The following is an 18630-nucleotide window of genomic DNA, read 5'->3' as shown; positions in this document are numbered from 1 at the left end:
GGGGGGGGGGGGGGGGGGGGGGGGGGGGCGGGGGGGGGGCCGGGGGGGGGGGGGGGGGGGGGGCGCGGCGGGGGGCCCCCCCCCCACGCCGGTGGTCGTCAGGTCAGACGGCGAGCGCCTGGGCGCGGCGCTTCACCTCCGTGCCGCGATTCTCGCTCAGAGCCTGCGCGGGCGTACCGGGCAGGGTCGGGTCGGGGGTGAACAGCCACTCGAGCATCTCCTCGTCGGAGAAGCCGTCGTCCTTCAGGAGGGTCAGGGTTCCACTGAGGCCCTTGACCACCTTTGCGTTCTCGGCGTCGATGAAGGCGGCGGGCACCTGGAGCACGCGGTTCTCACCGCGGCGCACGGCGATCAGGCCGCCTTCCTTGACGAGCTGTCGCACCCGCGTCACCTCGACGCCGAGCATCTCGGCGATGTCGGGGAGGGTGAGCCAGCTGGGGACGAGAGCATCGATCTTTGCGTCAATCTCGGTCACAGGGATAAGCGTGCCATCCCGGACTGACAGTCGGTACCCGGCACAGCCCCGGCGCGGGTCCGTACGGGATCAAGAACGCGGGTCCGTACCGGATCGGGAACGCGGGTCCCCACCGGATCGGGGCGCGGTACGGGATCAGCGCGTCGCCGACTTCAGGGGTACGGCGGGGTCGGCCGCCCGCTCCCGGTCCAGCGGCGCACCCGAGGCGATCAGCCGCCGTCCCTGCGCCAGGTCGCGCGGCCGCCCCACCGCGAGCACCGCCACCAGGGCGTCGCCGCGCAGCCAGCACACCGTCCAGGCGGCGTCCTCCGGCGCCCCGCGCCAGACCAGGGCGTCCGCGCCGCCGTGGTGTCCCGCGTACTGCACGAAGCGGCCGAACTGCTCGGACCAGAAGTACGGCACGGGGTCGTACACCTCGGGCGCTGTGCCGATGATGTTCGCCGCCACCACGCGCGGGCCCTGGAGCGCGTTGTCCCAGTGGTGCACGAGGAGCCGCTGGCCGAACCGCCCCGAGGGGAACGAGGCGCAGTCGCCGACCGCGTACACGTCGGGCGCCGATGTGCGCAGGCGGTCGTCCGCGACGATCGCGCCGTCCGGGCCGACGGCGATCTCGGAGCCGGTGAGCCAGTCGGTGGCGGGCCGCGCGCCGATGCCGACGACCACGGCCCCGGCGGGCAGCCGGGTCCCGTCCTCCAGGATGACGACACCGGGCTCGATCCGCGCCACGCGCGCGTGGGTGCGCAGCTCGGCGCCGGACTCCGCGTACCAGTCCGTCATGGGGGCCGCGACCTCGGCGGGCAGCACCCCGGCGAGCGGCCGGTCGGCCGCCTCGACGACCGTGACCGCGCAGCCCGCCGCGCGGGCCGCCGTGGCGAACTCCGCGCCGATCCAGCCCGCGCCGACCACCACCACGTCGTGCTTCTCGGCGAGGACCGGGCGCAGCCGCTCCGCGTCGTCCAGGGTGCGCAGCAGATGGACGCCCGGCACTCCCTGCGCGCCGGGCAGCCGCAGCGGCTCGGCCCCGGTGGCGATCACCAGGACGTCGTACGGGACGGGCCCGTCGGCGGTGTCCAGCTGGTGCGCGCCGGGGCGTACCCCGGTCACCTCGCGGCCCAGGCGCAGGTCCACGTCCAGCTGCTCGAAGTCCACGTCGAACGCGGAACCCTCGGCCTCGCCGAGCAGCACGGCCTTGGACAGCGGCGGCCGGTCGTAGGGCTGGTGCGGCTCCGCACCGATCAGCGTGAGGGCCCCGGTGAAGCCCTGTTCGCGCAGGGCCACGGCGGTCTGCACCCCGGCCATCCCCGCGCCGACGATCACGACGCGCCGCTCCTGCTGCCTCTGCTCGTTCACCCGGCCACCTTAAACAACTGACACATCATCAGGAAGTGGCGGGGGGCCGGTCCGGGTGTGAGCGGGCGCGGGGCGGGGCGGCGCCCGGCGGCGGCTCCCCTTATCTCGCGGGAGACAAAGGGCTAGGCTGGCCGCCGTAGACCACTCGCGGGAGCCCGGACGCACCGGGCTGAGAGGGAGGCTCAGGCGCCTCCGACCGTACGAACCTGATCCGGGTCATGCCGGCGAAGGGAGGGGCTGGACGCCCATGCACGCACGCGACACCTCAGACGTCCTGGTCATCGGGGGCGGCATCATCGGCCTGGTCACGGCCTGGCGGACGGCCCAGCGCGGCCTGAGCGCCACAGTCGCCGACCCGGCGCCGGGCGGCGGGGCCGCCCGCGTCGCGGCCGGGATGCTCGCCGCCGTCACCGAGCTGCACTACGGCGAGCAGACGCTGCTCGGCCTCAACCTGGCGTCCGCGCGCCGCTACCCGGACTTCGCCGCCGAGCTCGAAGAGGCCAGCGGGCAGGACCTCGGCTACCGCGCCTGCGGCACCCTCGCCGTCGCCCTGGACGCCGACGACCGTGCCCATCTGCGCGAGCTGCACGCCCTCCAGCGACGTTCGGGCCTGGAGTCCGAGTGGCTGTCGGGGCGCGAGTGCCGCCGCCTGGAGCCGATGCTCGCGCCGGGGGTACGCGGCGGCCTGCGGGTCGAGGGCGACCACCAGGTGGACCCGCGCCGCCTGGCCGACGCCCTGGTCACGGCGTGCGAACGGGCCGGGGTCCGGTTCCGCCGCGGCTGGGCCGAGCGGCTCACCGTCACCGGCGACCGGGCCCGCGGGGTCGTGCTCGCGGACGGCACGGAGCTCGCCGCCGACCAGGTGGTGCTGGCCGCCGGGAGCCTGAGCGGCAGGCTCGCCGGGGTACCCGCCGCCGTGCTGCCTCCGGTACGCCCGGTCAAGGGCCAGGTCCTGCGGCTGACCGTGCCGCGCGCGTACGCCCCCTTCCTGAGCCGTACGGTCCGCGCCGTGGTGCGCGGCAGCCACGTCTACCTGGTGCCGCGTGAGAACGGCGAGCTCGTGGTCGGCGCCACCAGCGAGGAGCTCGGCTGGGACACCACGGTCACCGCGGGCGGCGTCTACGAGCTGCTGCGCGACGCGCACGAGCTGGTCCCCGGACTCACCGAACTCCCGCTCACCGAGACCCGCGCGGGCCTGCGCCCCGGCTCCCCCGACAACGCGCCGCTGCTCGGCCCCACGGCACTCCCCGGCCTCCAGCTGGCCACCGGGCACCACCGCAACGGCGTGCTGCTCACCCCGATCACCGGCGAGATCATGGCGCACGCCCTGACGACCGGTGAACTCCCCGACGAGGCACGCCCCTTCACCCCTCGACGCTTCGGCATCCTTCAGGAGCAGCCCGCATGACCACGCCCACCGGCGACGCCGGACCCCAGGAACCGACCGTGCCCGTGCCTGTGTCCGTGTCCGTGAACGGCTCACACCGCGAGATCACCGCGGGCAGCACGCTCGACGCCCTGGTCGCGACGCTGACCGCCGCGCCGTCCGGGGTGGCCGCCGCCGTCAACGAGACCGTCGTACCGCGCGGCGAGTGGCGGCACACCGCGCTGCACGCGGGCGACCGTGTGGAAGTCCTCACCGCCGTCCAAGGAGGCTGATCCCCATGGCTGACGACCCCCTGGCCGCCCATCCCCTGGCCGACGATCCGCTGGTCATCGGCGGTACGAAGTTCTCGTCCCGGCTCATCATGGGCACCGGCGGCGCGCCCAGCCTGGAGGTGCTCGAACGGTCGCTGGCCGTGTCGGGCACCGAGCTCACCACGGTCGCGATGCGCCGCCTGGACCCCGGCGTGCGGGGCTCGGTGCTGTCGGTGCTGACCCGGCTCGACATCCAGGTGCTGCCGAACACCGCGGGCTGCTTCACCGCGGGCGAGGCGGTGCTGACCGCGCGGCTGGCCCGTGAGGCGCTCGGGACCGACCTGGTCAAGCTGGAGGTCATCGCCGACGAGCGCACCCTGCTGCCCGACCCCGTGGAGACGCTCGAAGCCGCCGAGACCCTCGTCGACGACGGCTTCACGGTGCTGCCGTACACCAATGACGACCCGGTCCTCGCGCGCAGGCTGGAGGAGGCGGGGTGCGCGGCGGTCATGCCCCTGGGGTCTCCGATCGGCTCGGGGCTCGGCATCCGCAACCCGCACAACTTCCAGCTGATCGTGGAGCACGCGCGCGTACCGGTGATCCTGGACGCGGGCGCGGGCACGGCGTCCGACGCCGCCCTCGCCATGGAGCTCGGGTGCGCCGCGGTGATGCTGGCCTCCGCGGTGACCCGTGCGCAGGAGCCGGCGCTGATGGCGGAGGCGATGCGGCATGCCGTCGAGGCGGGCCGCCTCGCCCGGCGGGCCGGGCGCATCCCCCGACGGCACTTCGCCGAGGCGTCGTCGCCGACGGAGGGCCTGGCCCGGCTGGACCCGGAGCGACCGGCCTTCTGAGCGACCGGACTTCTGAGCGACCGGACTTCTCAGGTGTCCGGCCCCCCGCCGCGGCCGGACTTGAGACGGTCACAACTGCGCTGCAGTACGGCGGTGCGGGCCCCCGAGGGGTCGGACGTGTCAGCGGCGGCTCGTACACTCACCTGCGTGGACACGACCCTTCAAGATCCGCTCGTCGGCCAGGTCCTGGACGGCCGCTACCGCATCGACGCGCGCGTCGCCGTAGGCGGGATGGCCACGGTCTACCGGGCCGTGGACACCCGCCTCGACCGCGTGCTCGCGATCAAGGTCATGCACCCCGAGCTCGCGTCCGACGCGTCGTTCGTGGAGCGGTTCATCCGCGAGGCCAAGTCGGTGGCGCGGCTCTCGCACCCGAACGTGGTCGGGGTCTACGACCAGGGCACGGACGGCGCGTACGTCTATCTCGCGATGGAGTACGTCGCCGGATGCACCCTGCGGGACGTGCTGCGCGAGCGCGGCGCGCTGCGGCCGCGGGCCGCGCTGGACATCCTGGAGCCGGTGCTCGCGGCGCTCGGCGCGGCCCATCGCGCGGGGTTCGTGCACCGCGACATGAAGCCGGAGAACGTCCTGATAGGCGACGACGGACGGGTCAAGGTCGCGGACTTCGGCCTGGTCCGCGCCGTGGACACCGTGACGAACACCACCGGCGCCGTCCTGGGCACCGTCTCCTATCTCGCACCCGAGCAGCTGGAGCACGGCACGGTGGACCCACGGGTCGACGTGTACGCGTGCGGTGTCGTGCTCCACGAGATGCTGACCGGCGGCAAGCCGCACACCGGTGACTCACCCGCCCAGGTCCTCTACCGGCATCTGCACGAGGACGTACCGCCCCCGTCGGCCGCCGTGCCGGGGCTGGCCTACGAGCTGGACGAGCTGGTGGCGACCGCGACGGCCCGTACCGCCGAGCTGCGGCCGTACGACGCGGTGGCGCTGCTCGCGCGGGTCAGACAGGCGCGGGCGGCCCTGAGCGAGGAGCAGCTGGACGCGCTGCCGCCGCAGGCCCGTGCGACGGACCACGACAACGCGGAGGACCGCACCAGCGTCATCGCGCGCGCCACCGGTACGGTGCCGCGGCCGCTGCCCGTGGGACCGGGGCAGCGTGATCAGCCGGAGCAGCCGAATCCGCCGGATCGGCCGAACTGGTCGGTTCAGCCGGAGCAGGCGGAGCAGGCGGAGCAGGCGGAGCAGGCGGCGGTCAACCGCACCAGTCGGTTTGAAGTGCCCCCGGTCGGTCCTCCGTCCGCGCCGGCGCCTACGGCCCCCGCGGGACGGCGCGGCCCGCGGCGCTCGGTCCTCGCCGTCGTCGCGGGCGTCCTGCTCGCGCTGGGGCTCGGCGTGGGCGTCTGGTACATCAGCGCGGGCCAGTTCACCCAGGTCCCGGCGCTGCTGACCAAGACGGAGGCGGAGGCCCGTAAGGCGCTCGCCGACGCCGGGCTCGGGGTGCGGGAGGTCAAGGGCGAGTACAGCACCACCGACAAGCGCGGCACGGTCATCGGCAGTGACCCCGAGTCCGGCAGCCGGATCAGGGATGACGGCGAGGTGACGCTCACCCTGTCGCTCGGGCCGCGCACCGCGAAGGTCCCCGACCTCGAGAACACCCCGCTGGCCAAGGCCAAGGCCGAGCTGAAGGACCTCGGTCTGGAGCCCGGCATGGTCACGCGCGCGTTCAGCGAGAGCGTCCCGAAGGGCTCCGTGGTGAGCACGGACCCGCCCGCGGGCACCGAGCGCAAGGCGGGCAGCGCGATCGCCCTCACGGTCAGCAAGGGCGCCCCGGTCGAGATGCCGAACGTGGTCGGGGACTCGCTCGCCGACGCGCGCGGCGAGCTCCGTGAGGCGGGCCTGAAGGTGGAGGTCGCCACGGAGCGGGTGTTCTCCGAGGAGGACACGGGCGACGTCGCGCGGCAGACGCCCGGCGAGGGCACACAGCTCGCGGAGGGCGACAAGGTCACTCTCACGCTCTCCAAGGGGCCGAGGATGGCCGAGGTCCCGGATGTCGTCGGCAGGGACATCGACGACGCCAGCGCGCGGCTCCGCGCGGCGGGCTTCGACGTCGACGTGAAGCGCGCGTTCCCGTTCCTCAGCGACGAGATCGCCAGCCAGTCCGTGGCGGGCGGCGAGGAAGCGCCGGAGGGCAGCACCATCCAGATCAAGACCAAGGGCCTGTAAGGGCCTGTAAGGGCCTGTGACGACGGCGAGGACCCGTCTCTGCGGCGACGCCCGGCGCGCGCGGGCCGCACCGCCCGCACCGCCCGGCACCGCCCGCACCCGGCGCCCGGAAGGCCGGAGCCGGGGGCGGGGCGCTGCCCAGGGGCGCGGGCGTGTCACCCTGGCGGTGTGAGCAGCAAGAGAACAGGCAACCCCGTGGGCGGGCATGTGCCCGTGGCAGGTGGACTCGCCGCCACCGGACTGCCGTACGCGCGCGAGATGGGCGCCGAGACCGTCCAGGTCTTCGTCGCCAATCCACGCGGCTGGGCCACGCCCGTCGGCGACCCCCGGCAGGACGAGGAGTTCCGGGCGGCCTGCGCCGCCGAGGAGATCCCCGTCTGGGTGCACGCCCCGTACCTGATCAACTTCGGTTCGCACACCGAGGCCACCGCGCTGAAGTCCGTCGAGTCGCTGCGCCACTCGCTGCGCCGGGGCCGGGAGATCGGCGCCCTGGGCGTGGTGGTGCACACCGGCTCCGCGACCGGCGGCCGGGACCGGGAGGTCGCGCTGCGACAGGTGCGTGAGCACCTGCTGCCGCTGCTCGACGAGCTGACGCACGACGACGACCCGCACCTTCTCCTTGAGTCGACCGCCGGGCAGGGCTCCTCGCTCTGCTCGCTCGCCGAGGACTTCGGCCCGTACTTCGACGCCCTGGACGCCCACCCCAAGCTCGGCGTCTGCCTGGACACCTGCCATGTCTTCGCCGCGGGCCACGACCTGGCCGAGCCCGGCGGCGTGAAGCGGACCCTGGACCTGCTGGCGGACACCGTCGGCGAGGGCCGTCTGAAGCTGATCCACGCCAACGACTCGCAGGACGTGGCCGGCGCCCGCAAGGACCGGCACGCGAACATCGGCTCGGGCCATATCGGCGAGGAGCCGTTCCGGGAGCTCTTCACCCACCCCGCGACCGACGGAGTGTCGCTGATCATCGAGACGCCCGGCGGCAAGGCCGGACACGCGGCGGACGTGGCGCTCCTGAAGGAGCTCCGCGAGCGGTGAATCTCCCTCCCGGCTACAGCTCCGGGCCGTCGCCCGGCTCCTCCTGGTACGAGTAGCGCTGCTCACGCCAGGGGTCGCCGATGTTGTGGTACCCGCGCTCCTCCCAGAAACCGCGGCGGTCGGCCGTCATGTACTCCACGCCGCGCACCCACTTGGGCCCCTTCCAGGCGTAGAGATGCGGCACCACGAGCCGCAGCGGGAAGCCATGCTCGGCGGTGAGCGGCTCACCGTCCCGGTGGGTGGCGAAGATCGTCCGCTCGGCGTCGAAGTCGGACAGCCGGAGATTCGAGCTGAAGCCGTATTCGGCCCAGACCATCACATGGGTGACATCGGGCGCGGGAGGGGCCAGTTCGAGCAGCGTACGAGCCGACACCCCGCCCCATTCAGCGCCCAGCATCGAGAACTTCGTGACGCAGTGCAGATCGGAGACGACCGTGCCGTACGGCAGCGCCGAGAACTCCTCGTGCGTCCAACAGCGCTTGCCCCCGTCGGCGGTGGCGCCGAAGACCCTGAACTCCCAGCGCTCCGGGCGGAACTTGGGCACGGGGCCGTAGTGTGTGACCGGCCAGCCCCGCTGCAGCCGCTGTCCCGGCGGAAGCTCCGACCTCTCCGTTTCACGACTATCCGGCTGACCCATGGCTCCATCCTGACAGACCGCGAGGGGTGGACGTGACCAGGTCTGCACCGATTCGGGCAACTCCTACTAAGGAGGCACTTACTGGACGCCCATCGGCACCGGTGCAAGGATGCGCGCACCTGATCGGTTACGCGCTTGGAAGGAGCCTCTGCGATGCAGGGCGACCCCGAGGTCCTCGAATTTCTCAATGAGCAGCTGACCGCTGAGCTCACCGCCATCAACCAGTACTTCCTGCATGCCAAGATGCAGGAGAACAACGGCTGGGTGAAGCTCGCGAAGTACACCCGGTCCGAGTCGTTCGACGAGATGAAGCACGCGGAGGTACTCACCGACCGCATTCTGTTCCTGGACGGCCTGCCGAACTACCAGCGGCTGTTCCATGTCCGCGTCGGCCAGACCGTGACCGAGATGTTCAACGCCGACCGGCAGATCGAGGTCGAGGCGATCGACCGCCTGAAGCGCGGGATCGAGGTCATGCGTGCCAAGGGGGACATCACCTCGGCGAACATCTTCGAGTCGATCCTCGAGGACGAGGAGCATCACATCGACTATCTCGACACCCAGCTGGAACTGATCGAGAAGCTCGGTGAGCCGCTCTACCTCGCCCAGCTGATCGAACAGCCCAGCTGACGGCCCGCACGGCCCGGCTGACCGCGCACGGCCCGGACAGCGGCCCTCCTAGGCCGCTGCCGCCTCTTCCAGGTCATCGGCGAGCTCCGGGGCCGTCGCCAGTACGACAGCGGGCTTGCCCTTCTCGAGGAGCTCTCGGCGGGGGCACGCGCCACGGCCGAGCAGCGCCTGGATGCTGCGGACGCAGGAGCCGCAGTCGGTGCCCGCCTTGCAGGCCGAGGCTATCTGGCGCGGGGTGCAGGCACCGGCGTCCGCATGGTCCTTGACCTGCTGCTCGGTGACACCGAAGCAAGAGCATACGTACACGCGGTCCACCTCCCCGTGCGAAGATCATTCGGGAACAGTCAGCTAGCGCCACTCCCGATTAATCGGTGAGGCTAACCTAACCTTACCCGCCGTGGAGCGTGGGCAAAAGCCGGTGGGGCGCGGATCACATCGATCCGCGCCCCACCGTCGCGTACGGCCGCTTCACGCGGCGCCGCGCTGTCTGCGCGCTACTGGTCCCGGTACATCTCGGCGACCAGGAAGGCCAGGTCAAGCGACTGGCTGCGGTTCAGCCGGGGGTCGCAGGCCGTCTCGTAGCGCTGGTGCAGGTCGTCGACGAAGATCTCGTCGCCGCCGCCCACGCACTCGGTGACGTCGTCACCGGTGAGCTCGACGTGGATGCCGCCCGGATGAGTGCCCAGCGCCTTGTGGACCTCGAAGAAGCCCTTGACCTCGTCCAGGACGTCGTCGAAGCGGCGGGTCTTGTGGCCGGACGCGGCCTCGAAGGTGTTGCCGTGCATCGGGTCGGTCACCCAGACGGGCGTAGCGCCCGAGGCCGTGACCTTCTCGACCAGGTCCGGCAGCTTGTCGCGGATCTTGTCCGCGCCCATCCGCACGATGAACGTCAGCCGGCCGGGCTCCCGGTCCGGGTCCAGGCGCTCGATGTACTGCAGCGCCTCCTCCGGGGTGGTCGTCGGGCCGAGCTTGATGCCGATCGGGTTGCGGATCCGGGAGGCGAACTCGATGTGAGCGCCGTCCAGCTGCCGGGTGCGCTCGCCGACCCACACCATGTGCCCGGAGACGTCGTACAGCTCTCCGGTACGGGAGTCGACACGGGTCAGCGCCGACTCGTAGTCGAGCAGCAGCGCCTCGTGCGAGGCGTAGAACTCGACCGTCTGGAACTCGGCCGGGTCGGTGCCGCAGGCGCGCATGAAGTTCAGCGCGTTGTCGATCTCGCGGGCCAGCTGCTCGTAGCGCTGCCCGGACGGCGACGACTTCACGAAGTCCTGGTTCCAGGCGTGCACCTGGCGCAGGTCGGCGTAGCCGCCGGTGGTGAAGGCGCGGACCAGGTTCAGCGTGGAGGCGGACGCGTGGTACATCCGCTTCAGCCGCTCGGGGTCCGGGATCCGGGCCTGCTCGGTGAAGTCGAAGCCGTTGACGGAGTCGCCGCGGTAGGTCGGCAGCGTGACGCCGTCGCGGGTCTCGGTCGGCTTGGAGCGGGGCTTGGAGTACTGCCCGGCGATCCGGCCCACCTTGACCACCGGCACCGACGCGGCGTACGTCAGCACGGCGCCCATCTGGAGCAGGGTCTTGAGCTTGTTGCGGATGTGGTCGGCGGAGACGGCGTCGAAGGCCTCCGCGCAGTCGCCGCCCTGGAGCAGGAACGCCTCGCCCCTGGCGACGGCCCCCAACCGGGTGCGCAGCTGGTCGCACTCGCCCGCGAAGACGAGTGGCGGATACGACTCGAGGTCCGCGAGTACCTCGCGCAGAGCCTCGGCATCGGGGTACTCAGGCTGCTGCGCCGCTGGAAGGTCTCGCCAGGTGTTGCCACCGGCAGCGGTGGTCTTAGCGTTGACGGTCACATCAGCAACATTACGGGGTCATGTCGCCCGTCCAGACCCCCGCCCACCAGATGAGACGACTGTCGCACGCTCCCCCGCGCCGGGCGCGGCCAGCGCGAGCCCGCGGTGGGTGCGGCGCAGCATGGTGCGGGCCATGAACGGGTGGCCCCTGGAGACCAGCGCCCAGTAGATCCGGCCGCGCCGGTTGTGTATCCGTACCGCCGTGCTCAAGGTGACCCGGCCCGCCGTTTCGTCCACCAGGAGCGAGGCCCTGAAGTCCAGGTGTCCGGCGTCCTGGCCGAGCAGGATCTCGCGCTCGGCCCGGTCGGTGACGGGGATGCCGCGCAGCACGCCCTCCCAGGCGGCCGGGTCGGCCGTCATGCCGGGCAGCAGGTCCATGGCGTACGCGTCCCGGTAGTCGGCCCGCTCGAACCAGTCGACGGCCGTACGGAGCAGCCGGGCGCCGTCGGGGATCCGGACCGGGGCGGGCCGGTCCCAGCCCAGCCGGTTGAGCAGCCGCACCCGGGGCGACCAGCGCACGGGGCGGGCGACCTCGCGGCCCATCGCGCGCTCGATGTTGTCGAAGATCTCTTCGACCATCGTGTTGTGCACCGCCCGCACCGCCAGCGGCCAGGTGAGCAGGTCGCCGCCCCGGAGCCGCTGCTCCAGCACATGCCGCACGCGGCAGCGCTCGGATCCCAGCGGCTCGACGGTCAGCTCGTGGAAGCCGCCCGCCGGGCCGGTGAAACCGAAGCGGACGCGGCGGCCGGGTTCGTACGCCGTAACCCGGTAGCGCACCGGCCCGTGGCCGCCCTCCGCGCCCACAGAGAGCGGGCGGTCCAGGCGCATCGGGGACCAGGCGGGCGTCGGGAAGATCGGGTCGTCGTCGGCGGCGAGGCGGTCGACCAGACCCCCCACGGCCGCCGCCGGGGCCTCGATGACCCGCTCGTGGATGTTGCGCATCACGCACCTCCATACGCTGGCGTATGGTTTACCGTACGCTACCGTATGGTCATGGCGCAACGGCAGCGGAAGCGGGAACAGACGGGGGAGAAGCGGGACAGGAAAGCCCGGTTGACCGCGCGGGACTGGGCGGACGCGGCGCTCACCGCCATCGGCGAAGGCGGCCTCGCGGCCGTCGCCGTGGAGCCGCTCGCGGCCCGGCTCGGCACCACCAAGGGCAGCTTCTACTGGCACTTCACCAACCGGGACGCACTCATCGGGGCCGCGCTCGAACGCTGGGCAGAGGCCAGCACCGAAGAGCTGATCACCGAGGTCGACGCCGAACCCGACCCCACGCGGCGGCTCCGTCTGCTGTTCCGCGAAGCCCTCGCCTCGGCCGCCGACGACCCCCTGGAGGTCTCGCTGCTGGCCACCGCCGACCACCCGCAGGTGGCCGACGCGCTGCGCCGGGTCACCGAGCGCCGGGTCGGCTATGTCGCGCGGCTCTTCGCCGACGTCGGCTTCCCCGAACCGGAGGCGCGCCGCCGCGGACTGCTCGCGTACACGGTCTATCTGGGGCACACCCAGCTCGGCCACGCGGTGCCCGCGGCGCTGCCCGCGGGAGACGAGTACGGCGCCTATCTCGACGAGACGCTCGACGTACTCCTGAAACGCTGATCTCCCGCCGACGATGCGCTAAGGTGCGGGGCATGTTCGCGCAGACGCTCCAGACACACACGCACCAGAACTGGTGGTGGCCCGCTCATCCGGCGGCCCACTGACTGCGCGTACCCACCGCATCGCGAAGGCCGCCCGAGGGGCGGCCTTCCGTGTGTTCCGGACCTTTCCCGGACGCGGGCCGTTCCTCCTCACCTCGGGCCGCGAAGCCCGGAAGGAAGGAACGAGACACGATGTCCCTGCGTATCGAGCGTCTACTGGACGCCGACTGCCCGCCGTTCGCCCTGCTGCGCCGCCGGACACCCGGCCACGATCACGACACGGTCGAGGTGCTGATCGGCGAGGTGCACGAGGCCGAGCGGCTCGCCGACATCCCGGACCGGGAGCTTCCGGTGCTGGCCGTGGTGCCGTTCCGGCAGATCAGGGAGCGCGGCTTCGACGTACGAGACGACGGCGCCCCGCTGCTCGTGCTGGCCGCCGACGAGGTGCACACGCTCTCGCCCACCGACGCCCTGGAGCGGCTGCCCGCGCACCGGGTGCGGGTCGAGGGCGGGGCCTTCGACGTGAGCGACGAGGAGTACGCGGGCACTGTGGAGCGGGTGATCCGCGACGAGATCGGCCGCGGCGAGGGCGCCAACTTCGTGATCCGCCGCACCTACCGGGGCGAGATCCCCGGCTTCGGACCGGCCGACGCGCTGGCCCTGTTCAGGCGGCTGCTGGCGGGCGAGCGGGGCGCGTACTGGACGTACGTCGTGCACACCGGGACGCGCACGCTGGTCGGGGCCAGCCCCGAGGTGCATGTACGGGTCAGCGGGGGCACCGTCGTGATGAACCCGATCAGCGGGACCTACCGCTACCCGGCCGGCGGACCCACACCCGGTGGCCTGCTCGACTTCCTCGCGGACTCCAAGGAGGCAGCCGAGCTGTCGATGGTCGTCGACGAAGAGCTGAAGATGATGTGCACCGTCGGCGACCGCGGCGGCGTCGTGGTCGGCCCGCGGCTCAAGGAGATGGCCCACCTCGCGCACACCGAGTACGAGCTGCGCGGCCGCTCATCGCTGGATGTCCGCGAGATCCTCAAGGAGACGATGTTCGCGGCGACCGTCACCGGGTCGCCGGTGCAGAACGCCTGCCGGGTCATCAAGCGCTACGAGCCCGAGGGACGCGGCTACTACGCGGGGGCCCTGGCGCTGATCGACCGGGACGCGGGCGGCGCGCGGACCCTGGACTCGCCGATCCTGATCCGTACCGCCGACATCGCGGCGGACGGGCGGCTGCGGGTGCCGGTCGGGGCGACCCTGGTACGCGACTCGGACCCGCGCTCCGAGGTGGCCGAGACGCACGCGAAGGCGGCGGGCGTCCTGGCGGCGCTGGGCGTACGCCCCGGCCGGGCCCCGGCCGATCAGGCGCCGCGCGCCCTGGCCGACGATCCGCGGGTGCGCGAGGCGCTGGACTCGCGGCGCTCGCTGCTCGCGCCGTTCTGGCTGCGGATGCAGGAGCGGACCGACGCCGTGGCGGGGCACGCGCTGGTAGTCGACGGCGAGGACGCCTTCACGGCGATGCTGGCCCATCTGCTGCGTTCCGGCGGCCTTGAGGTCACGGTACGGCGCTACGACGAGCCGGGGCTGCGGGCCGCCGCGCTCGCGCACGCCGGGCCCGTGGTGCTCGGCCCCGGGCCCGGAAACCCGTCCGACGTCGCCGACCCGAAGATGCGCTTCCTGCGCGGACTCACCGCCGAACTCGTCCGCGGACACCGGCACGGTCTCCTCGGCGTCTGCCTGGGCCACGAGCTGCTGGCGGCCGAGCTGGGGCTTGAGGTGGTGCGGAAGCGGGTGCCGTACCAGGGGGCGCAGGCGGAGATCGACTTCTTCGGGCGACCGGAGACTGTCGGCTGCTACAACAGCTTCACGGCGGTCTGCGACGAAGAGTCGGCGGCGGAACTCGCCGCACATGGCATCGAGGTCAGCCGCGACGTGCGCACGAGCGAGGTCCACGCGCTCCGCGCCGCTCGGTTCGCGTCCGTGCAGTTCCACCCCGAGTCGGTGCTCACGCTGCGCGGTGCCAGGCTGGTACGGGAGCTGCTGGACGCGGTGTCCCGGACCAGCGCGCGGCAGGCCGTACGCCCCTGATCGCTCGGGGGGCTCGGTCAGGTGGGCCTGGGGGCCGCCGGGACCAGAACGTTCTCGGAGCGGCGGCCCGCCTTGTAGTCCAGGACGTTCTGGACCGTCGTCTCGACGATCTGGCTGACCGCGTCCACCGTGTAGTACGCCTGGTGCGAGGTGACCACTACGTTCGGGAAGGTCATCAGGCGGGCCAGCGTGTCGTCCTGGACCGCCTCCAGGGACCGGTCCAGGAAGAAGAGCCCGGCCTCGGCCTCGTACACGTCGAGGCCGACACCCGTGAAGCGGCCCGCGCGCAGTTCGGCGACCAGGGCCTCGGTGTCGACCAGGCCGCCCCGGCTGGTGTTCACCAGGATCGCGTCGCCCTTCATGCCCTTCAGTGCCGCGCCGTCGATGAGGTGCTCGGTGTCGGGCAGCAGCGGCACGTGCAGGCTGATCAGGTCGGACTCGGCGAGGAGCCGTTCCTTCTCGACGTACTCCATGCCCAGCTCCCGGCAGGCCGGGTTCGGGGCGACGTCCCAGCCGAGCAGGTTCATCCCGAAGCCATGGGCGATCCGGGTGAACGCCTCGCCGATCTTGCCGGTGCCGAGCACCCCGGCGGTGCGGCCGTGCAGGTCGCGGCCCATCAGACCGTGCAGCCGGAAGTCGAAGTCACGGGTGCGGCGGGAGGCGCGGACGATACGGCGGTTGACGGCCATCGCCAGGGTCCAGGCGAACTCGGCGACCGCGTACGGCGAGTAGGACGAGACGCGGGCTACGGTGAGGCCCAGGCGCTCGGCGACCTGGAGGTCGATGTTGTTGAAGCCGGTGGAGCGCTGGGCGATCATCTGGGTGCCGCCGGCGGCCAGGGTCTGCAGGACGCGGTTGCCCAGGCTGGCGTTGACGCTGGTGGAGATGACCTCGTAGCCCGTCGCGATCGGGGCGGTGTCCTCGTTGAGGAAGACGTCGAGGCAGCGGACGTCGTGGTGGCCGTCGAAGACCCGCTCGATCAGCGGCCGCTCATCGGCCTGCACACCGAATGCCAGGATTTCCACGACTTCTCCCAACGACGCGCAAGAAGGGCGATGGGCCGGTAACGAGAGCTATGGGCCGGATGGACGCGAACACACGATCATTCGCGAATATACGACCCACAGCACCGCCGTGCCCGCCCGGCTCAGCCGAAGAACACACCGACCTCGGTGTACAGCTTCGGGTCGACCGTCTTGAGCTTCGCGGTCGCCTCCGCCAGCGGCGCCCGCACGATGTCCGTGCCGCGCAGCGCGACCATCTGGCCGAAGTCGCCGTCCCGTACGGCGTCGATGGCGTGCAGCCCGAACCGGGTGGCCAGCCAGCGGTCGAAGGCGCTGGGGGTGCCGCCGCGCTGGATGTGGCCGAGCACCGTGGTCCTGGCCTCCTTGCCGGTGCGCTGCTCGATCTGTCCGGCCAGCCACTCGCCGACGCCGGAGAGCCGGACATGCCCGAAGGCGTCCAGGGTCCCGTCCTTGAGGACCATGTCGCCGTCCTTCGGCATGGCGCCCTCGGCGACCACCACGATCGGGGCGTAGGAGGCCCGGAACCGCGAGCGCACCCAGGCGCAGACCTGCTCGACGTCGAAGCGCTGCTCGGGGATGAGGATGGCGTTGGCGCCGCCCGCGAGCCCCGAGTGCAGGGCGATCCAGCCCGCGTGCCGCCCCATCACCTCGACGACCAGGACCCGCATATGCGACTCGGCCGTGGTGTGCAGCCGGTCGATGGCCTCGGTGGCGATCCCGACGGCGGTGTCGAAACCGAAGGTGTAGTCGGTGGCGGACAGGTCGTTGTCGATGGTCTTCGGGACGCCGACGCAGGGGATGCCGTACTCGTCGCTGAGCCGCGCGGCGACGCCGAGCGTGTCCTCGCCGCCGACGGTGATCAGGGCCTCGACCTCGTGCTTGGCGAGGGTGTCCTTGATCCTGCGGACGCCGTGCTCGACCTTGAGCGGGTTGGTCCGCGAGGAGCCGAGGATCGTGCCGCCGCGCGGCAGGATGCCGCGCACCTCGGGGATGCCGAGCGGGACCGTGTCGCCCTCCAGGGGGCCGCGCCAGCCGTCCCGGAAGCCGACGAAATCGTAGGCGTACTCCTGTACGCCCTTGCGGACGATGCCCCGGATGACGGCATTGAGTCCGGGGCAGTCGCCGCCCCCGGTCAGTACTCCGACCCGCATGGAATCTTCCCTTCACGGCCTGGACGTTGTGACGGCCACGCTAATGGTGATCCAGGTCACTGAAGGGGGGTCGATACGTCAATTCCGGTGAAACAACGTGGAGTTGATCTCACACGTTCACCCGTACGGGGTTACGCGTCGTCGAGGCCGCGCTCTATCGCGTACCGGACGAGCTCCACGCGGTTGTGCAACTGGAGCTTGCCCAGGGTGTTCTGGACGTGGTTCTGCACGGTGCGGTGCGAGATGACCAGGCGCTCGGCGATCTGCTTGTAGCTCAGGCCCTTGGCGACGAGCCGAAGCACCTCGGTCTCGCGTTCGGTGAGTTCGGGGGCCACCGGCTGGTCCGCGGCGGCCGGAGCGGGCGCGGAGGCCAGGCGGCGGTACTCGCCGAGTACCAGGCCCGCGAGGCCCGGTGTGAAGACCGGGTCGCCGACGGCGGTGCTGCGCACGGCGTCGAGCAGCTCCTCGGTGGAGGCCGACTTCAGCAGATAGCCGGTGGCGCCGGACTTGACCGCCTCCAGGACGTCGGCGTGCTCACCGCTGGCGGACAGGACCAGTACCCGCAGCTCGGGGTCGGCCGCGACCAGCTCCTTGCACACCTGGACGCCGGGCTTGAGCGGCAGGTTGAGGTCGAGCACCAGGACGTCGGGGGCCGTGGCCCTGGCGCGGCGCACCGCCTGCTCGCCGTCGCCCGCGGTGGCCACCACCTCCAGGCCGGACTCGGCGAGGTCACGGGCGACCGCGTCCCGCCACATCGGGTGGTCGTCGACCACCATGACCCTGATCGGCTGGTTCTCGTCGTGCCGTCGTTCGCTGTGCCGTCGTTCGCTGTGCTGTCGTTCGCTGTGCTGTCGTTCGCTCATGTCCGTGCCGCCTTCCCCCGTGGGACTCTCAGTTCGACTTCGGTGCCCTGGCCGGGTACCGAAATCAGCTCGGCCGTGCCCCCGATGTCCCGGAGCCGCCCGCGGATCGACAGGGCGACGCCGAGGCGGCCCTCGCCCTCCGCCTGGGCGAGCCTGCCCTCCGGGATGCCCGGACCGTCGTCCCGGACCGTCACGATCACCTCGTCGGGCCAGTCCTCGACCAGGATCCAGGCCTGCGCCTCGTCGCCGGCGTGTCTGCGGACATTGTCCAGTGCGGCACTGACAGCGGCCGCCAGCTCCCCGGCCACGGCGGGCGGCAGCGGGACCGGGGCACCCGGATCCGAGAGGGTCACCCGGCAGCCCGTGTGGGGCGAGAGCAGGGTCCGCAGATCGCAGGGGCCCGCCGCGACGTCCTCGACCGGGCGCACCAGCGCGCCCTGCGCGGGGTCGTCGGACGCGCGGGACACGGGGATCAGGCCGCCGGCCACCAGGGTGCGCAGGGCGATCTCCTGCTCGCCCGCCATCCGGCCGAGCTCGGCCGCCTCGCCGCCGAGCGCGTTGCCGCGCCGCTGCACCATGGCGAGCACCTGGAGGACGCTGTCGTGGATGTCGCGCGCGAGGCGTTCCCGCTCGCGGGTCGCCGCCTCGATCTCCAGGGCGCGGGCCAGGGTGCGCTCGGACGCGCGGGCCACCTCGACCACGTAGCCGATGGCGACGGAGGCGATGCAGACCAGCAGGACGTTGTGGATCGTGTCCTTGGTGGGGGTGCCGCGCTGCACCACGTTGGCGACCGCCACCAGCGAGGAGGCCAGGGCGGCCCAGCGCCAGCCGCCCTTGACGGCGAAGGCGAGCACGGCGCCGGCGGTCCATATCGAGGGCAGCGTCGGCCCGCCCACGCGCGCGGGGTCGGCCACGGGGGTGAGCAGGATGCCGGTGAGCGCGAGGGTGATGTCGGCGGTCAGGAAGCGCTTGGTGCAGCTCGCCGCGCCCGCGACCCGAGGCAGTGTGGCGAGCGTCCAGACGGCCAGCACCGCGAGGAACGCGTAGCCGACCCAGGGGCGCCCGTATGTGTCGCGCGCGTGCAGGAAGATCCCGGTCGCGTAGAGCATGGTGAGGGCGCGGTAGCCGGTGAGCGCGCGCCACAGCGGCTGCTCGACCGACATCCGGATGACACGCTCGCGCCTGGCCATGCCCCACCCCCCAGACGCCG

The 18630-nt window shown here is 72.3% G+C and carries 18 protein-coding genes and 1 riboswitch; of the genes, 8 read left to right on the top strand and 10 right to left on the bottom strand.

What is annotated here, in order from left to right; all coding sequences use genetic code 11:
* Positions 1-103 precede the first annotated feature (103 nt).
* On the bottom strand, positions 104-475 hold the full coding sequence (locus ACX6XY_RS13150; protein ID WP_460329604.1) for an Rv2175c family DNA-binding protein: 372 nt from the start codon (positions 473-475) through the stop codon (positions 104-106).
* Positions 476-610: 135 nt separating this feature from the next.
* Positions 611-1825 carry an NAD(P)/FAD-dependent oxidoreductase gene (locus ACX6XY_RS13145; protein WP_460329602.1) on the bottom strand — a complete coding sequence of 405 codons (1215 nt, stop codon included), beginning with the start codon at positions 1823-1825 and terminating at the stop codon, positions 611-613.
* A gap of 137 nt (positions 1826-1962) precedes the next feature.
* A riboswitch (TPP riboswitch) is annotated at positions 1963-2075 on the top strand.
* Between ACX6XY_RS13145 and thiO the strand changes: the two genes are divergently transcribed.
* From thiO to ACX6XY_RS13120, 5 genes are all read left to right on the top strand, one after another.
* Positions 2073-3233, top strand: a complete 1161-nt coding sequence (thiO, locus tag ACX6XY_RS13140) for a glycine oxidase ThiO (protein ID WP_460329600.1) — start codon at positions 2073-2075, stop codon at positions 3231-3233. It overlaps the preceding riboswitch by 3 nt.
* Positions 3230-3484, top strand: coding sequence for a sulfur carrier protein ThiS (thiS, locus tag ACX6XY_RS13135; RefSeq protein WP_460329598.1), 255 nt, complete (start codon positions 3230-3232; stop codon positions 3482-3484). The genes thiO and thiS overlap by 4 nt, the downstream gene beginning before the upstream one ends.
* A gap of 35 nt (positions 3485-3519) precedes the next feature.
* Positions 3520-4314 carry a thiazole synthase gene (locus tag ACX6XY_RS13130; RefSeq protein WP_460329616.1) on the top strand — a complete coding sequence of 265 codons (795 nt, stop codon included), beginning with the start codon at positions 3520-3522 and terminating at the stop codon, positions 4312-4314.
* Positions 4315-4461: 147 nt separating this feature from the next.
* A complete protein-coding gene (pknB, locus tag ACX6XY_RS13125; RefSeq protein ID WP_460329596.1) occupies positions 4462-6501 on the top strand; it encodes a Stk1 family PASTA domain-containing Ser/Thr kinase in 2040 nt (679 codons plus the stop codon).
* Between the two features lie 168 nt (positions 6502-6669).
* Positions 6670-7539 carry a deoxyribonuclease IV gene (locus tag ACX6XY_RS13120; protein WP_460329594.1) on the top strand — a complete coding sequence of 290 codons (870 nt, stop codon included), beginning with the start codon at positions 6670-6672 and terminating at the stop codon, positions 7537-7539.
* A 13-nt stretch (positions 7540-7552) separates the two neighbouring features.
* On the opposite strand, the gene ACX6XY_RS13115 is transcribed toward ACX6XY_RS13120, so the two are convergent.
* Positions 7553-8176, bottom strand: coding sequence for a sulfite oxidase-like oxidoreductase (locus ACX6XY_RS13115; RefSeq protein WP_460329592.1), 624 nt, complete (start codon positions 8174-8176; stop codon positions 7553-7555).
* A gap of 153 nt (positions 8177-8329) precedes the next feature.
* On the opposite strand from ACX6XY_RS13115, the gene bfr reads away from it, so the two are divergent.
* On the top strand, positions 8330-8806 hold the full coding sequence (bfr, locus tag ACX6XY_RS13110) for a bacterioferritin (RefSeq protein WP_460329590.1): 477 nt from the start codon (positions 8330-8332) through the stop codon (positions 8804-8806).
* A 48-nt stretch (positions 8807-8854) separates the two neighbouring features.
* Here bfr and ACX6XY_RS13105 read toward each other — a convergent pair whose 3' ends face one another.
* The 3 genes from ACX6XY_RS13105 to ACX6XY_RS13095 form a co-directional block, all read right to left on the bottom strand.
* Positions 8855-9121, bottom strand: a complete 267-nt coding sequence (locus ACX6XY_RS13105) for a (2Fe-2S)-binding protein (protein WP_460329588.1) — start codon at positions 9119-9121, stop codon at positions 8855-8857.
* 179 nt (positions 9122-9300) lie between these two features.
* Complete coding sequence (locus ACX6XY_RS13100; RefSeq protein WP_460329587.1) at positions 9301-10653, bottom strand: class II 3-deoxy-7-phosphoheptulonate synthase; 1353 nt, start codon at positions 10651-10653, stop codon at positions 9301-9303.
* An 18-nt stretch (positions 10654-10671) separates the two neighbouring features.
* A complete protein-coding gene (locus ACX6XY_RS13095; RefSeq protein ID WP_460329585.1) occupies positions 10672-11595 on the bottom strand; it encodes a DUF2867 domain-containing protein in 924 nt (307 codons plus the stop codon).
* Between the two features lie 45 nt (positions 11596-11640).
* Between ACX6XY_RS13095 and ACX6XY_RS13090 the strand changes: the two genes are divergently transcribed.
* On the top strand, positions 11641-12252 hold the full coding sequence (locus ACX6XY_RS13090; RefSeq protein ID WP_460329583.1) for a TetR/AcrR family transcriptional regulator: 612 nt from the start codon (positions 11641-11643) through the stop codon (positions 12250-12252).
* Between the two features lie 233 nt (positions 12253-12485).
* Positions 12486-14381 carry an anthranilate synthase family protein gene (locus tag ACX6XY_RS13085; RefSeq protein WP_460329581.1) on the top strand — a complete coding sequence of 632 codons (1896 nt, stop codon included), beginning with the start codon at positions 12486-12488 and terminating at the stop codon, positions 14379-14381.
* A gap of 17 nt (positions 14382-14398) precedes the next feature.
* On the opposite strand, the gene ACX6XY_RS13080 is transcribed toward ACX6XY_RS13085, so the two are convergent.
* The 4 genes from ACX6XY_RS13080 to macS form a co-directional block, all read right to left on the bottom strand.
* Positions 14399-15406 (bottom strand): 2-hydroxyacid dehydrogenase, encoded by a 1008-nt coding sequence (locus ACX6XY_RS13080; protein WP_460329579.1) that lies wholly within the window; start codon positions 15404-15406, stop codon positions 14399-14401.
* Positions 15407-15528: 122 nt separating this feature from the next.
* Positions 15529-16557: a 6-phosphofructokinase gene (locus tag ACX6XY_RS13075; protein WP_460329577.1), complete on the bottom strand. Its 1029-nt coding sequence runs from the start codon at positions 16555-16557 to the stop codon at positions 15529-15531.
* Positions 16558-16688: 131 nt separating this feature from the next.
* Positions 16689-17333 (bottom strand): response regulator, encoded by a 645-nt coding sequence (locus ACX6XY_RS13070; protein WP_460329614.1) that lies wholly within the window; start codon positions 17331-17333, stop codon positions 16689-16691.
* 83 nt (positions 17334-17416) lie between these two features.
* Positions 17417-18610, bottom strand: coding sequence for a MacS family sensor histidine kinase (macS, locus tag ACX6XY_RS13065; RefSeq protein ID WP_460329575.1), 1194 nt, complete (start codon positions 18608-18610; stop codon positions 17417-17419).
* Between the last annotated feature and the right edge of the window lie 20 nt (positions 18611-18630).

The organism is Streptomyces sp. O3 (assembly GCF_054788135.1).
The sequence above is the reverse complement of the archived record's forward strand: the minus strand, read 5'-3'. Positions and strand labels throughout refer to the sequence as shown.